This window comes from Tenuifilum sp. 4138str (assembly GCF_041102575.1).
Taxonomy (GTDB): Bacteria; Bacteroidota; Bacteroidia; order Bacteroidales; family Tenuifilaceae; genus Tenuifilum; species Tenuifilum osseticum.
Window position 1 is genome coordinate 56,809 of record NZ_JBGCUE010000013.1, and the last position, 15,663, is coordinate 72,471.

Below are 15,663 nucleotides of genomic sequence, written 5' to 3' on the forward strand. Positions count from 1 at the left end.
ACAGAATTTTGTGACTAAAACCGGCTAAAAAAATTACTAAGACAGCTACGAGGTTTACTAAAACATTGATTGACTTAATGATAAAATACTTGCTCACATACTTTATTCGGGGCAATACAGACTTTGATGAAATTAAGGAGAAGGCAATAAAACTTAAAGAAGATGGAATTAAAGGAGTTATCCTTACTAATGTATCGCTGGTATAAAACCATAGAACCAAAAGTAAGGATAACACTATGATTAAAAGAGTAATAGAAAATCTTACTTTAACACCCATTTGAGTTTACTCTTGCCCTAAAGTAACTTCTTTGCTTTCCATTCCTAGCATATTGCAGTAACCTGTAAACTTGCAACCGGGTTCAATAGCAAGTTTACCTACAGTAATATCGCCATTTATCCGAGCCGATGATTTGAGCGATAATAGCTCATCGACAGTGATTTTACCCTCAACAACACCTGAAATATCTGAGTTTTTGCAAACCAACTCACCTTTTATTTTACCGGTTTCACCAACAACAACTTTGCCTTTAACATTGAGGTTACCAACCAGAATGCCATCAATACGCAAATCGCCACTACTTTTAATATCGCCATTGATTTCAGTGCCAAATCCAACCAGGTTGATGTTGTTAGCATTAAATTCGGGTTCATTTATTTTTGCCATAGGTAAAAAGTTTAATGTTTAGAATTACAAATATAAAAATTCCGTTTAAAGTTTTTCCTTATCGCTTTCGTCAAAAATTTCACTTTCCCAATATTCTGAAGTTTCTTCAGCATCATCAGCAGTTTCGCTCATCCAGCTCCAGGTTTGTGGAGGAGGTCCTTGCCTTCGGTAAACAAAAGCGAGTATTGCACCTGTTATTCCTCCAAATAAATGGTATTCCCACGAAATTTGAGGGAATATTGGTAGTACGCCCCAAACCAAGCCTCCATAAAGAAAAACAACCAAAAGCGATATTGCCATCAGGTTTATGTTCTTGCGAAAAACTCCACTAAAAAAGATAAACGATGCAATAGCATATATAATACCGCTGGAACCAATATGGTAACTAGTGCGAGCAGCAATCCAAACCATCATTCCGCTTAACAACCAGCTTAGTGAAAGTATTTTATACCATAAATCTCTGTAAAAATAAACTAAACCTGCAATTAAAATAAATATTGTTATTGTGTTATTTATTAGATGATTAAAGTCAGAGTGAATTAAAGGAGCGGTGAATATTCCAATTAAGCCTGAAAAACTTCGGGGTTGAAGGCCTAGCCGATATAACGATGTGCCTTCAATTATCTCTACCAATTTGACTAGCCATATCAAAAGGATAAACAGAAAAGCAATTTGGAGGCTTATCTTGAATCGAGTTCGTTCAATTTTTAGGATAGCATCACTCATTTCTACAGTTATCAATAAATTCTCTTTTGACAAGCTTAGGATCCGACAGGGTATTGTAAAACATATCGATGTACTCTAAAATTTCATTCTTATTCCGAACTGTTAAAAGCGAATCGGCAGTTATGAGATTCATTATTTCAGGTTTCTTCCTTATAAAAAAGTCAATGGTAAAATTCAATTCAAGCATTTGGCGACAATTGCCTCGATAGTAGCGTTCTCTAACATTGGTAATTGGAATAATTTCGGGAGGTTTTGTATAGGGGGGGGTCACAAATCCGCAAAAATCAAAATCGTACGGAACTGGTATAACTGAGGTTAAAGAATCGTGGTAAAATAATTTTATGTTATGTAGTTTAGGAACTGACCAATCGGTATTGCCAATAAGGTACTGGAACATCGTCATTACGTCAAGAACCGGTCTATAGGTGGCATTTTGAATAATCCCTTGTGTCTCTATCTCTTTAGTGTTTGTTCGCTTTGCCAGCCATTTTACAGGTTCAATCAAAATTCCATAGGTGATGAAATTCTTGTACTTGCCAAACCTATCAAGATATATTAGCCTAACTAATCGTACCTTAAAGCTATAGTCCGAAAGTATGTTATAGATACGGTATGCGTAGTACTCCTTTATTATATGTTGCTGGGCACGTTGGGTGTTCATACAGGGATTAACAAGCTTTATCCTTTGCGATGTGTTAAATATTGGATCGTTAATCTTTTGCGGTTTAATAGCAAGGGGAGGTATTTTGCAGTTTGATTTATCGCGTCGAAAGATTCCTCGCGTCATGGCTTTGGCTGGAAGCGATACAGAGGTATCAGCATAGAGATAGTAAATAATAATGTTGTGATAACGAGCGTTGTGGGGGTTAACGTCGTTGAATAGTTCTTTTAAATCGCCAATTATTTCAATTTCCAGAATTGATTGTTCTTCAAATAGATTCCCTTGTGCATATGAACTTAAAGTTACGATGCACAAAATAAATATTTGTATTATTTTCCTAATCCAACTCATTTAATTAAGGTGCATTGACCATTTATTGAACAACTCCAAAACTTTCGGGTTTCATCAATGAGTAACCCTTGGGGTGAAATACCCCTGCGGGCAAAAGGAACATTGATTGGAAATAACATTCCACTATAAAGCGGAGCAATACTATCAACTTCAGTATGACCTATAACCATTTGGTTTGCCCCATATGTTTTTAACACATAGCTAATTTCACTTAGAGTTGCTTTAGGTATTGTGGGAGTTTGTAGCAAGTAACCCCTGTACCAAAGTAAACCATATTCAGAAAAAATGAGGTTGAGCTCATTAAGAAAAACATCGGGGTCAATTAAAAAAGAATTGTCGGGGTTATACAATTTATCAAGTAGCTGGTTCATTCGTACCAATGGGATATTTTTTTGCGCAAGCTGGTACGATATTCCAGCATGAACAAAGAGGATGCTATCAATTACTATTCCAGCCTTAAAGTTTCGGACCATAGCACCGGGCCAAACGTTATTGGAAAAAAGATCAGAATAGGATATTTTATTTCCACGTGTTAATATTTGATATTTTTCATGGACATAGCGATTGTCGCTGTTCAATATAATTGCCTCGTGGTTTCCCATCAATGTGTAAACCCGCCCACCCGATAGTTCAGCTTGCTCTGTTAGTCGATAAACAAACCAAAGAACGTTAGTAACGCGTTCGCCCCTATCAACCAAATCGCCAATAAAAACTAAATGCCCATCGCCAAAAATCCAGTTTAGATTTTTATCAACTATTGAGTTATTAACCAGCAACTTTGCTAAACTGTCATATTCACCATGAACATCGCCAACTGCAAATATTTTAGCTTTTGAATTTATTACCGTCTCTTTTTCGGAATACTTACTTGGTTTATTGAAGTTAACAGTGTAATTAATTGAATCAGTAGCATAAAAACCCTTAAAGGAAATAACACCATTAGTGATCCTAAAGGTTTTTGATTCGACATAAACCTTTGAATTTATACTGTCATTAACCAGGTAAAAGACCCTGGCTCGGCGTTTACTAATTCTCTCAACATGTGGCCCATCGAAACAGGATGGGTAAATTCCTTTGGAGTATGCCACCATGTAATCACGAAGAAGGTTAGCCGCCTCGGTTTTGCCAAATGATAGGGCGTACTCAAGAGAGTTGTAGTTCTGAAAGTTTTGGAAAAAGGGATTTGCCCTAAAATGCATCAATACTTTAAGGGTGTTTACAGAGCCAACCCTTGCTGCATAAAGTAATGGAGTATTGCGTTGAATGTTATAGACATCAACTATTGCTCCGTGGGTAAGCAGGTATTCAGCAATAGTATCCTTATCGTATATTGCACACTGAATTAACGGTGACAGTGTGTTTAACACAATATTTACATTGGCGCCTCTATCAACTAAATACTTTACAAGATTTAAATTTGAGTTAGAAATTGCGAGGGTTAAAAGTGTGTGCGAATTATTAAAATAGGTTTTATTAATACCATTTACTTTAATTAAACTATCTATCTTAGTAATGTTGTTTTCATTAATAAAACTTACAACCAAGGAATCATTACTTGTGTTGTCCTGAGCAAAACCATGAACAAATAAAAAGGGGGTAAATGCAAGAAGATGTAATGCTAATTTAAATTTCATCTTATTTAAAATTTTATTCCCCAAAGCAATACATCGTCTATTTGCTCATTTCGTTTCATCCATGACAAAAAGGTCTTCTCAAAATGAGTGCATTTGGAAACACCATCCATACCTGAGGTCAATACGAGTTGTTCCTTAAATCTTGATCGCATGAACTTTTTATGGTTATCGCCACCAAGCTGATCAAAATACCCATCGGATGTGAGGTATAACCAATCGCCAGGAGTAAGTTTAATGGATTTAACAGTAAAATTTTTGCTGCTTGCACCAGCCAATTTGGCTCCAAGTGTTACAAAATCGGGTTTAAGCTCTTGAACATCGCCATTTCGTTGCAGGAATAAAGGAATTAATGCGCTGGTATACTCAAGTAGATAGGTTTCCTTATCAAACACACATACAGCAATATCCATGCTATCTTTAAGAATCATTTCATTTTTGGACTTACTAAGTCGTTTAATTAGCTGATCGTCAATGAATGAAAGTATATCGTCAGTTTTGTAAAGCATGTGTTGGTTTACTGCCTGATTTATTAAATCGATACCAATTATACTCATAAAAGCACCCGGAACGCCATGCCCTGTGCAATCGGCTAAGGCAAAGAATACTTTATTTCCCTTGGGAAGCATCCAGTAAAAATCGCCGCTAACAATATCTTTTGGACGGCTAAAAATAAAAGTATCGGAAAACTGTTTTTTCACAAAACTTATTGGAGGCTGAATAGATTCTTGAATTCGCTCGGCGTATCTGATACTATCGGTAATTTTCTGAATGTAACTTTCAATAATATTATAGGCTTCTTCCAGGTTTTTATTCTTTTGTTCAATGAAATCCTTATTTTTTTCAATTTCTTGCTTTTGCTGCTCAATCTCCTGATTTTTCTCTTCGAGCAACACATTTTTTAGCTCAATTTCCTCAAGTTGCCTTGCAAGCTTTTCGGCAGTTCTTCGCTTATCCCTCAAGGCAAAGTAAATAACCAGCAACATGGCCCCGCTAAGCAAAAGCCCAATCAATAGGACATAGGTTTGAATTTTAGTTCTAGTAATTTCCCGTTGCTTTAACTCTTGCTGCTGAAGTAATAGCTTAATTTCATTCTCTTTCTTTTCTGTCTCGTATAGTGTTTGGATGGTAGATATGTGCCTGCTATTCTTTTCGTTTAAAACGCTATCCTTGTAGCTTGATGATAGTTTAAAGTACTCGAGCGCTTTGCTATATTCATTTTGCTTTTGGTAGTAATCCGATAAAACCTCATACGCTTGCTGAAAATGAATTAAACTTTTTATTTCCTTGGCAATACTGAGGCATGCAAAAACATTTTCGTAGGCACTCCTTTCATTGTTTAACCGTAACTGGGCCCGCGCTAAGTTAATGTAGCTATCGGCTATAAACTTTTTATCGTTGAGCTTTTTATCTATTACAAGCGCCTTAGTAAAATAATCTTGAGCCTTTAATGGATTTCCTAAGTAAAGTTCGATTTTGCCTAATGCATTAAAGTTGATAGCTATACCTTTTTGACTGTTGATTTGGTAATTGATATCAAGCGATTTTGAGTAGTAATCCTTTGCCTTAATAAAATCACCTTTAAATTCGTAAACCTCGCCAATATTATTAAAGTTCATAGCTTGGCCAAGCAGGTTTTTTGTTTGCTGGGAGAGGTAGAGGGCTCTCTGAAAGTATTCTAAGGCTTCATCGTAGCGTCCGTTTAGCGAAAAAATGTTGCCAAGGCTATTGCAGGCCACTGAAATATTGAATGTGTCCTTTATCTCTTCGGCCAACTTTAAGGCCTTTAGATGATACTCAGAGGCGTAAGCGTGGTTATCGAGCCGGCGATAAACCACTCCAAGGTTATTGAGCGATTTTGCCTGTTGATGTTTATCGTCGATTGATTTTGCAAGATCTAACGCATCGTTATGAAACTTTAATGCATTAGCGTAGTTTGAAATGTTTCGGTATAGCACACCAAGCGAGGTATATACCTCCATTCGGAGGTAATTGCTTTTGATTGATTCCGCCAAACGCTTAGCCTCAAGTAGGTAATTTTCTGCTAGAACAGGGTTGTTCTCATTTACTTCATAAACCCTGGCTATTTTTTGCAGAATAAGTACACGTAAGCTGTCGTTCGATTCTTGGTATAATTGAAGCAGCATGGAATCTGCATTCTGCGGCTGTGCAACCAAATGCAAACACAGAATGGCACAAACAGGCAATAATATCTTTTTAAACATCATGGCAAAAAAATTCCTTCATTTGGAAAGATAGCATAATTTCGCAACAAATAAAATTACACCCAACTAATAACAAATATATGGCAATATTGGTAAAAATATATCGCCGAATTTTTAGAATCATTATTTTGCTCCTGCTACTGATGCTTATTCTGGTGCTCACAGGTGCAGGAATTTTGTTTTTCAAGCAAGAATACATTATAAACACCCTTAGGGAAAATCTTAACAAGTATCCCGACCTATCCTTAACCTATAGTTCCGTTTCGGTTAATACCCTTAAAACATTTCCAAGGTTTTCATACTCATTTACCGATTTTGTATTAGTAATTAACCTAAACTCTAAATCCGACACTGTTTTAAAAACAGATGATTTTCAGATTAGCATCTCCCCTTTTAAATTACTAAGAGGTAAAATTGATATTAAGAACATAAGCGTAAGCAATGCAAGAATAAAATGGCAAACCAATTACCCTGAAGAATTTTTCGGTAGCAATGATAGTAGTTCTGAAAGCTCTGTTGCCGTTCTGATTTCGGGGATTAGTCTCAAAAATTTTTATTTTGAATTGTTAGATAGCGTAAGTAAAACAGTGCTAAACTGCTCAGGGAAAAACTTAAACATCAAGTTCAAAACGGAGCATACAAAGTTGCTATTATCCATTCAAAGCGAGCTGAGTAAAACTACCGTAGGTGAATATTTTAAAATTACCAATCAGCATCAGCTAAATTTTGATATAGAAAAAAGTGATATTAAATTGTATATCTATAATTTAGAATCATCAATTAAATCGTTACGTATAAACGGTTCGGGAATTTATGATTTAAACAGTGAGTTAGCCGCATTCAGGATTAAATCAAACCGGTTTCAAGCACAAGATCTTTCGTACTTGCCGTATCTTGAAAGTTTTGACCAAATAAAGGGATTAATTACAGCAGATGCATACCTTAGGCTATCATCGGGTTTTGAAAAAGTTGATACCTTTCAGGTTAACTATAATAGCAATAAATTGAAATGGATAGCTAAAAACGAAGAGACAACCATAACCAATTTAGAGGGTTATACTTTACTAACTAACAATTTTTCAAAGCACTTCAGCTATATTCCTAAAGCATCTATTGAAAGTACTAACTCCAAAATTAGCTTTAACGCCAAAATAAAAGGGTTCAATAACTTGGTAATTTTAGCTAAGGGTTATGTTAGCCACAATTTAAGAATACAAAACCCTGAAATTGATATTGAAACAACAGGTCTATTTAAAGCATTAATATCGTATGCCCCAAAAACGGAAAGTATTACTCCTCTACTTCTTAAATCCGATCTAGTTTTCGAAAACAAGAAAAACATTTCATTTAATCAGCCTTTGGTTAAAGGAACTATAGCGATTAATAACGATTTAAACATTGCTGGCCACTTTAAATCCGATTCAACCGATGTAAACTTTAATATTAATCAAGCCAATTTCCTGGAATCCTATACCCAAAAAAGGTATTCACCAAACATATATCTTTACGGTAACCATATAGATTACAACGATATAGTTCATCTAATTACTGATAGAACTAGCAACACATCTACCCAAGGGGTTGACCTACCAAAAATGTCATTTATGCTCAATTTTAAAAGAGCTACATACAATCGTTTAAAACTTAATAGCCTAAAAGCCAACGGAATAATTAATGGCGACACAATTTCAGCAGATTACTTTACTGCCGATTGCTTTGATGGCAACGTTTCTGGTAGATTTAAATCACATAGCAATTCAGTTCACACATACCTTTGGGTTAGCAATGTTTCAATTGAAAATGTTTTCAAAAACTTTGATAACTGGGGTCAAAGCTACATTACAGCCGATAATCTTTCGGGACGGTTTAAGGGCATTATGAATATACAATTCAAAAGAAATGAGAAAGGCGATGTTGAAATGGGTTCCCTTAAACTATTCTCTGATGTTCAAGTGGTTCAAGGAAAACTGAAAGGGATGGACAGAATTAAGGAATTGTCCAAATGGCTAAACCTGGACCAGGTAAAGGTTATTGCTTTTGATACCTTGAAAAATAAGATAACTATTGAAAATCGTAAGATTATTATTCCTAATATGGATATAAAATCCAATGTCTTGCTAATGAATGTTTCGGGGGTTCACGATTTTGACAACAGATACGAGTATATTGCTAGGATTAACATAAGTAATTTGTTAAAACGAAAGTTTGTGAAATCCGATCAGATTGATTTTCATTCCTCTACCGATGGATCTATAAATTTATACTTGAAACTATTTGGCCAAAACGATAGCTATAAGGTTGAATGGATAAACAAGAAAGGTTTTGAATCCGGAATACACAATACCGTTCAAACCGATAGCGTTTCTATACAAAATAGTCCTCAAATAAAACCTAAGGAAAAAACTGATGGTAATGTAGGTGTGGGTTACATGCTGGAGTGGGATGAGCAAATTGACACCCTAAAAAACTAGTAAAATGAAAATTCTTAGTCCACGAAATAAGTTTCTGTTAACACTAATAATCGCAGCGGTTACCGTTTCGTTTATTACAATCTACTTTACAAATCGTTTTGTATCGGAACTTAAGCAGGAGGAGCGGCAAAAAATTGACCTATGGGCAAATGCCGTTAAATACATCTCAAACGAAATGGGTTCGTGTGAGGATTTTTCACTGATTTTTGAGATAGTTCAAAACAACCGGACTGTACCCGTAATACTCACCGACGAAAATGGGAAAGTGATTGGTTTCCGCAATATTGAATTACCTGACATCCAGGATACTGTTTATGTTTCGAATCTTCTGAACAAAATGAGGGCTGAACACGATCCAATAACAATTGAACTGCCCGATGGATCAAAAAACTATGTGTACTACTTTGATAGTATTACCTTAAAAAAACTTAATTACTATCCTTATATTCAACTTATTATAATTGCATTCTTTATAGGAATAGCGTTTTACTCCTATGGTCAGGCCCGCAAATCGGAACAGAATTTAATTTGGCTCGGGATGGCAAAGGAAACAGCACACCAACTTGGAACTCCTACTTCATCCCTAATGGCTTGCTCATCGCTACTTTCCGAGAAATACCCCAACGACGAAGTGGTGACTGAACTTGAAAAAGATGTAAAAAGAATTGAAACCATAACTGACCGATTCTCAAAGATTGGCTCCTCACCAAGTCTCGATAGCATTGATGTAACTAATTTAATTATCGAATCCCTTAACTACCAGAGCAAAAGATGCCCAAGGACAATTGCTTTCAACTTCAGCCCCGGCAATCCTATATATGCTAAAGCAAACCATATACTTCTAGGTTGGGTTTTGGAAAATATTCTTAAAAATGCTGTGGATGCTATGCAAGGGAAAGGAGTTATTAGCGTAGAAACAACTGTTGAAAAAAATAATGTTATTATTGACATTCAGGACCAAGGTAAGGGGATTGAAAAGAGGAAGCAAAAAGAAATATTCCGGGCTGGCTACACCACAAAGGAACGTGGTTGGGGACTTGGACTAAGTTTAGCAAAACGTATCGTTGAACAGTACCACTCAGGAAAAATTTTTGTTTTTCGTTCGGAACTTGGGGTTGGTTCAACCTTTAGGATTATACTCAAAAAAGCCTAGGGTACAGGATCATACCCATGACCACCCCAGGGGTGGCATCGTGAAATTCTCCTAACCGATAGCCATAACCCTTTAAAAAAACCATGTTTTTTTAGCGCTTCAACACTGTAAGCGGAACAGGTAGGGGTAAACCTGCAGCTGTTAGGTAGGTATGGCGATAAAAATATTTGGTAAATCTTTATTAATAGAATAGGAATGTAGGCCAAAAGCCTAACCGCATATTTCCATAATATTTTAAGGGTTTTAACCAAATTCATTTTACTTAAGATCAGTAATCAGTTTAACAACTGCCGTTTCCATTTGTTTAAAAGGAACTACCTCGGCCGAAACATAAATAAAAGCCAGGTAAATCCTTTTTCCGCTTTCCCTGAAATGGTCAAGTAAGTTTTGATTAATGCGAAAAGCCTCTCTAAGCCTTCGTTTTGCAAGATTTCTTTTATAGGCTTTTTTTAAATACCTCTTAGGAATTATAAATATTACTTTGTAGTGGGGGTTTTCCTCAATGCCATCTGGTATCCTTTCATCTACTTGGTATATTAACTTGATTGGATAATGGAAACGTGATAACTCCGATTTTAACAGCGAGTTAACCTCGTTTTCCAAATGGATTATATTCTTTTTCCTAAGTTTTTGAGGCATACAAAAAAGGGGGTTAGCATTCCCCCCTCTATTATTTTACTTTTTCTTTGATTGCTCTTTCAAAAAGTGATCTAAGGCTTGGGTCATGCTTTTAAACGCATCGGTTGGGGCTTTAACATCGAGCCTTAAACCCGCATCTTTCACAGCTTTTGCAGTTGTATCGCCAAAGGCGCCAATTGCTATATCGTTCTGCTGAAAATCGGGGAAATTATCGAAAAGCGATTTAATTCCATTAGGGCTATAGAATACAATCATATCGTAAGGGAATGGCTTAAGGTCCGACAGATCGCTGCTTACAGTTTTATAGAATATCCCTTTGGTATAATTTACCTTGGCCTTTGTTAATGCCTTGGGTATTTCCGGTTTATGTGGATCGGAAAGTGGTAATAAAAATTTTTCGTCCTTATGCTTAAGGATTATATCCAGTAGATCTTTGAAAGTATTATCGCCAAAAAAGATTTTCCGCTTCCTGTAAACTATGTATTTCTGCAGGTAATGAGCAATTGATTCGGTTATACAGAAATACTTCATGGTTTCAGGAACTGTTATGCGAAGCTCTTCACATATCCTGAAAAAATGATCAATGCCAGTTTTACTGGTAAAAATTACAGCAGAATGATCTAGGATATTGATTTTCTGCTGACGAAACTCCCTGGAAGTTACCCCCTCAACTTGAATAAAAGGGCGGAAATCAAGATGAACCCCATATTTCTCCGACAATTCATTATACGGTGATTTCTCGTTCTGGGGTTCGGGTTGCGAAATAACAATCTTTTTGATTTTCAAGGCCCTATGTTTTAAAAAAATCAACAAAAACTTAACTAACTCTCAGTAAATAAGTTACCCCTAATATTATAGGCAATTCAAGGGCACAAAGGTACAAAATGTAATACAATAATGAAACCCTATGCTTTATAAAGATTTTTACAAAGTAAAAATATCGATATAGTAAGGCGATAATAATCAACGCGATAGATATATAGATAAATACTATTCGTAAGGGCGACATGGTATAGCTTGCTGCAAGCGATGTAGGTAAAAGAAAGAGCATCAATATTCTCAAATTCAAAGTATTGTGAAAATAGAGATAGTTAACCTGGCTTGCATTATTAGTAGCCAGCAATAAAATTTTATGTAGTATCCAAATCCAAATTCTGTAAATTATAAGAGCAAGAGCAGGATAAGCTAAAATGAGTAAGGATACCTGCATTGATTCTAAAAATTGCTCGATTAAAATTTTAACCACAAATGTTATTGATATTATAGATAGGAAATCCAGTAAACGAGAAAGCTTAACAAAGGGCACGCTAAAATCGTTAAGGACTTTTTCAGCAATAAAATCGTAGAATAGTGATTGAATAAAAACTCTAAGATATTTTACATAACCTATTATTATTGAAGATATTATCAGCATTGAAACAACCATGCTAATAAAATAAGCATTCTGAATTAAATGATTTTGGTTAAGGGGTTTAGGTTCAATGGTGATGTTTGATTTAAATGAACTTGACTTAAAAACATTTGAACAAGAATCGGAAGTTAAAGGAAAATTATCGTGGATAGTATAAAGCTTTACGGAATCGCACTTCTGGGTTAAATCCAAAAAGTTGTTGTATAAATTATTAGTATTCTGGCTCGATGGAAAGGCTGACATAAATACAGAATATTTTTGCAAAACTACCTATATTTTTTTAAAGAACGACACGATATTGCTGGCAGTTTTTGCCCCAACCTCTTCCGAAAGCTCTTCAAGGGATGCCTTTTTTATATTTTCTAATGACTTAAAGCGTGTGTAAAGCTTTATAACGCTTTTCTTTCCTACACCAGGAACTGATTCCAGTATCGATGCTTCGTTCTTTTTTTCTCTTTTCTTTCTGTGAAATGTTATTCCAAACCTATGCGCTTCATCGCGAATATTCTGAATAAGCTTAAGGGACATTGAACGTTTATCGAGGTACAAGGGAGTCGAGTCGCCGGGTCGGTAAATTTCTTCAAGTCGCTTTGCTATACCAATTATGGGAATATGCTCGATATGCAAATCTTTAAGGGTTTCATAGGCAGAACTTAGCTGTCCCTTACCACCATCAATGACAATTAAATTTGGCAAATTTTTATTCTCTTCAATTAATCTTTTATACCTACGGTAAACAACCTCGCGCATTGAAGCAAAATCATCAGGGCCTGTAACTGTTTTTACATTAAAATGCCTATACTCACTTTTAGCGGGTTTTCCATTCTTAAACACAACACAAGCCGAAACCGGATTAGTACCTTGCAGGTTCGAATTATCGAAACATTCAATAACTATTGGAAGTTCCGGCAGTTGTAAATCCTTCTTTAGCTGCTCTAAGTATTTTAGGGCACGGGTTTGAGGGTTTGCCCGTTCTTCATTCTTTATTAGTTCTTTAATGTATGCTTCAGCATTACGCAAGCTAAGTTTCAAAAGCTTAAGCTTTTCTCCCTGTCTTGGAATGTGATACTTTATATTGGACAGCTGGTATGCAGGGTTAATATTTACAAGAAAAGTAGTAGATTTTAGGTTAAGCCTCTCCTTAATCTCTAGAATTGCCTGTGAAAAGATATCGTCAATAGGCTCATCAACAATATTTTTGATTTGTAAATTATACGATTGAACTACCACGCCACTGTTTACCTTTAAGTAGTTAACAACAGCAAAACCTTCGCTCTCGTGAATTGTAAAAATATCAGCAGTGTTTATTCCCTTTGATATAACAGAACTTTTGGCCTGGAAATTTTGTAACAGTCTAAGCCGTTCCTTAAGCAATGCAGCCTGCTCAAATTTTAACTCCTGAGCGGCCTTGGTCATTTCGGCTGTAATTAGGCGGAGCACCTCGTTAAGGTCACCTTCAAGAATTTTTTTTATAGCATTAACGTTGCTTAAATAATCATTTTCCTTTTGATTTCCGATACAAGGCGCTAAACAATTTCCAATCTGATACTCTAAGCAAGCTTTAAATTTACCAGAGGCAATATTACTTTGAGTTAAGTTTAGCTCACAGGTACGAATGGGAAAAAGCTGCCTAATTAAATCAAGCAATGCTTTAAGTAAACGACCCGATGTATAAGGTCCATAATATATTGATCCATCGTTCTCGTATCGACGCGTGGTTGTTACACGTGGAAAAGGCTCGTTTTTAATTACTATCCATGGGTAGGTTTTATCGTCGCGCAAAAGAATGTTATACTTGGGCTGATGTTTTTTAATAAGTATATTCTCGAGTATGAGCGCATCGGATTCCGAGTTTACTACAATATACTTTAAATCGGCCACCCTTGAAACCAACGCCCTTACCTTTGCTGAGTCGTACTGGGAGCGGTTAAAATATGACGATACTCGCTTTCGAAGGTTTTTGGCCTTGCCAATATAAATTATTTTGCCTGTTGAGTCGAAAAATTGGTAAACCCCAGGCAGATCGGGTAAAGATGATAAAAAGGATATGCTCGAAAGGTTTTCCATTTACATCATTCCGCAAAAATGGAGGTTAGGCTAAACCTATCAACATCAAATAGTCCAGCTGGGGTTAACTTTAAATGCGGTATTACCGATAGCGACATAAATGCCATGGTCATAAATGGCGCATGGAGCTTACATCCATCGGCCTTTAGTTTTTTGTTAATCAGTGAGTACTCCTTAGCAGCATCGCTTACATCAACATTGGTCATTAAACCAAAAAATGGCAAGGCCAAACCCATTGTCTCATTTCCATCAAAGTAGCATATTCCACCCCTACTTTCAATTATATAGTCAATGGCTCGCAATATGCTGTCGTCGTTTGCGCCTATGGCGACAATATGATGGCTATCGTGGGCAATACTTGATGCAATGGCTCCTTTCCGCATTCCAAAACCATGGATAAGCCCAACCCCTATATTGTTTGGGTTGTATCGACTAAGCACAACAATTTTTAGAATATCTTTATCAAAATCGTAGCCTGAAACGGGTACAGATGTTTTTAAGGTTTCGGTGATCAACTCGCCTTCAATCACCTTAATAACCTTTACCGGTTTGCCAGAAGGAAAATCTAGCTTGATTTTATGATGATCAAAGTGATTTGGAAAGCTAAACAACGGGGGTTCAGCGGCATAATCTTCCTCAATATTGGTTACATTAACACCTTTAATATAGGTAGATAATACATTAAAGTCCTTTAGGTTGTCAACAACTATAAAATCGGCCGGTTGGCCCACCTGCAACAATCCAACATTTAACCTATAGTGGTTAACGGGGTTAACCGAAGCAACCTGCAGCACATCAAAAATATCATAACCTAGCGCAATTGCTTTACGCACATGCTTATTTATATGCCCGCCCATTAACTCATCGGGGTGACAATCGTCAGTGCAGAACATAGCCATGCTTGGGTTTTGTCCAATTATTGGATGTAGGGCATCAAAATTTTTAGCGGCGCTACCCTCACGAATCAGAACCTTCATCCCAAGTTCAATTTTTTTCTTAGCCTCATCAAGGGTAAAGCATTCGTGGTCGGTAGTAATACCGGCTGAAACATATTTGGTAAGATTTTCACCGCTCAATCCCGGAGCATGACCGTCAATGGGTTTATTCCTTGCTTTGGCTTCGCTTAGTATTGAATGAACTTCTGTATTACCATTAATAACTCCGGGAAAATTCATCATTTCGGCAAGGTGGGTAACCTCAGGTAAGTCTAACAGTTTTGCAACTTCTTTAGAAGTAAAGGGTTCAAAACACTCATCCACGGGCGATGCAGGCACACACGATGGCGCTCCATAAAAGAATTTCAACTTGGATTGCCTTGCATTCTCTATCATAAAGCGCACTCCTTCAATCCCTGCTACATTTGCCACTTCATGAGGATCGGCAACCACGGCCACAGTTCCATTTTTAATTGCAGCCTGGGCAAACCTAGTAGGCACAAGCAATGAACTTTCAATATGCACATGCGAATCGACAAATCCAGGAATTATATAAACATTTTCAGCGTCCAAGGATTCATCAATTTGGGTAATTACACCATCCTGAAAGTATATTTTAGCGTTTACAATTCTACGACCGATAGGGTCAACCAATTTCCCCGAAATTGAATTCGAACTCTTCATAAACATCCAATTAATTTTTAACTTAAACTTTTTGTTAAATTGTTC

At 36.4% G+C, this 15,663-nt stretch carries 13 protein-coding genes; 3 read left to right on the forward strand and 10 right to left on the reverse strand.

Going from position 1 to position 15,663, the window contains the following annotated elements; translation table 11 throughout:
* Positions 1-77 precede the first annotated feature (77 nt).
* Positions 78-206, forward strand: a complete 129-nt coding sequence (locus AB6811_RS11805) for a hypothetical protein (RefSeq protein ID WP_369490672.1) — start codon at positions 78-80, stop codon at positions 204-206.
* 77 nt (positions 207-283) lie between these two features.
* Here AB6811_RS11805 and AB6811_RS11810 read toward each other — a convergent pair whose 3' ends face one another.
* Genes AB6811_RS11810 through AB6811_RS11830 form a run of 5 tightly spaced genes read right to left on the reverse strand, consistent with a single transcriptional unit; the run spans position 284 to position 6,180 of the window.
* Positions 284-664, reverse strand: coding sequence for a bactofilin family protein (locus AB6811_RS11810; protein WP_369490673.1), 381 nt, complete (start codon positions 662-664; stop codon positions 284-286).
* A 45-nt stretch (positions 665-709) separates the two neighbouring features.
* Positions 710-1,390 (reverse strand): rhomboid family intramembrane serine protease, encoded by a 681-nt coding sequence (locus tag AB6811_RS11815; RefSeq protein ID WP_369490674.1) that lies wholly within the window; start codon positions 1,388-1,390, stop codon positions 710-712.
* Positions 1,383-2,402, reverse strand: a complete 1,020-nt coding sequence (locus tag AB6811_RS11820; protein ID WP_369490675.1) for a hypothetical protein — start codon at positions 2,400-2,402, stop codon at positions 1,383-1,385. Before AB6811_RS11820 ends, AB6811_RS11815 begins: the two co-directional genes overlap by 8 nt.
* Positions 2,399-4,036: an ankyrin repeat domain-containing protein gene (locus AB6811_RS11825; protein WP_369490676.1), complete on the reverse strand. Its 1,638-nt coding sequence runs from the start codon at positions 4,034-4,036 to the stop codon at positions 2,399-2,401. The genes AB6811_RS11820 and AB6811_RS11825 overlap by 4 nt, the downstream gene beginning before the upstream one ends.
* Before the next feature lie 5 nt (positions 4,037-4,041).
* The gene (locus AB6811_RS11830) at positions 4,042-6,180 is read right to left on the reverse strand and encodes a tetratricopeptide repeat protein (protein ID WP_369490677.1); all 2,139 of its coding nucleotides are present in this window, start codon (positions 6,178-6,180) and stop codon (positions 4,042-4,044) included.
* A 158-nt stretch (positions 6,181-6,338) separates the two neighbouring features.
* On the opposite strand from AB6811_RS11830, the gene AB6811_RS11835 reads away from it, so the two are divergent.
* Both AB6811_RS11835 and AB6811_RS11840 read left to right on the forward strand, forming a co-directional pair.
* Positions 6,339-8,729 (forward strand): AsmA-like C-terminal region-containing protein, encoded by a 2,391-nt coding sequence (locus AB6811_RS11835; protein WP_369490678.1) that lies wholly within the window; start codon positions 6,339-6,341, stop codon positions 8,727-8,729.
* Between the two features lie 4 nt (positions 8,730-8,733).
* Positions 8,734-9,882, forward strand: coding sequence for a sensor histidine kinase (locus AB6811_RS11840; RefSeq protein WP_369490679.1), 1,149 nt, complete (start codon positions 8,734-8,736; stop codon positions 9,880-9,882).
* On the opposite strand, the gene yidD is transcribed toward AB6811_RS11840, so the two are convergent.
* The 5 genes from yidD to ade form a co-directional block, all read right to left on the reverse strand.
* Positions 9,879-10,139, reverse strand: coding sequence for a membrane protein insertion efficiency factor YidD (gene yidD, locus AB6811_RS11845; protein ID WP_369490680.1), 261 nt, complete (start codon positions 10,137-10,139; stop codon positions 9,879-9,881). The two genes, AB6811_RS11840 and yidD, sit on opposite strands and share 4 nt — an antisense overlap.
* Before the next feature lies 1 nt (position 10,140).
* Positions 10,141-10,521, reverse strand: a complete 381-nt coding sequence (locus AB6811_RS11850; RefSeq protein ID WP_369490681.1) for a ribonuclease P protein component — start codon at positions 10,519-10,521, stop codon at positions 10,141-10,143.
* Positions 10,522-10,557: 36 nt separating this feature from the next.
* A complete protein-coding gene (locus AB6811_RS11855) occupies positions 10,558-11,307 on the reverse strand; it encodes a uroporphyrinogen-III synthase (protein ID WP_369490682.1) in 750 nt (249 codons plus the stop codon).
* An 895-nt stretch (positions 11,308-12,202) separates the two neighbouring features.
* The gene (gene uvrC, locus AB6811_RS11865) at positions 12,203-13,999 is read right to left on the reverse strand and encodes an excinuclease ABC subunit UvrC (RefSeq protein WP_369490684.1); all 1,797 of its coding nucleotides are present in this window, start codon (positions 13,997-13,999) and stop codon (positions 12,203-12,205) included.
* A gap of 5 nt (positions 14,000-14,004) precedes the next feature.
* The gene (ade, locus tag AB6811_RS11870; protein ID WP_369490685.1) at positions 14,005-15,618 is read right to left on the reverse strand and encodes an adenine deaminase; all 1,614 of its coding nucleotides are present in this window, start codon (positions 15,616-15,618) and stop codon (positions 14,005-14,007) included.
* Between the last annotated feature and the right edge of the window lie 45 nt (positions 15,619-15,663).

Excerpts from the sequence above, each read along its gene's own strand:
- AB6811_RS11825 (WP_369490676.1), bottom strand. The coding sequence starts at position 4,036 with ATGAAATTTAAATTAGCATTACATCTTCTTGCATTTACCCCCTTTTTA.
- AB6811_RS11810 (WP_369490673.1), bottom strand. The coding sequence starts at position 664 with ATGGCAAAAATAAATGAACCCGAATTTAATGCTAACAACATCAACCTG.
- uvrC (WP_369490684.1), bottom strand. The coding sequence starts at position 13,999 with ATGGAAAACCTTTCGAGCATATCCTTTTTATCATCTTTACCCGATCTG.
- AB6811_RS11820 (WP_369490675.1), bottom strand. The coding sequence starts at position 2,402 with ATGAGTTGGATTAGGAAAATAATACAAATATTTATTTTGTGCATCGTA.
- AB6811_RS11840 (WP_369490679.1), top strand. The coding sequence starts at position 8,734 with ATGAAAATTCTTAGTCCACGAAATAAGTTTCTGTTAACACTAATAATC.
- AB6811_RS11830 (WP_369490677.1), bottom strand. The coding sequence starts at position 6,180 with ATGCTGCTTCAATTATACCAAGAATCGAACGACAGCTTACGTGTACTT.
- AB6811_RS11835 (WP_369490678.1), top strand. The coding sequence starts at position 6,339 with ATGGCAATATTGGTAAAAATATATCGCCGAATTTTTAGAATCATTATT.
- AB6811_RS11850 (WP_369490681.1), bottom strand. The coding sequence starts at position 10,521 with ATGCCTCAAAAACTTAGGAAAAAGAATATAATCCATTTGGAAAACGAG.
- ade (WP_369490685.1), bottom strand. The coding sequence starts at position 15,618 with ATGAAGAGTTCGAATTCAATTTCGGGGAAATTGGTTGACCCTATCGGT.
- AB6811_RS11805 (WP_369490672.1), top strand. The coding sequence starts at position 78 with ATGATAAAATACTTGCTCACATACTTTATTCGGGGCAATACAGACTTT.
- yidD (WP_369490680.1), bottom strand. The coding sequence starts at position 10,139 with ATGAATTTGGTTAAAACCCTTAAAATATTATGGAAATATGCGGTTAGG.
- AB6811_RS11815 (WP_369490674.1), bottom strand. The coding sequence starts at position 1,390 with ATGAGTGATGCTATCCTAAAAATTGAACGAACTCGATTCAAGATAAGC.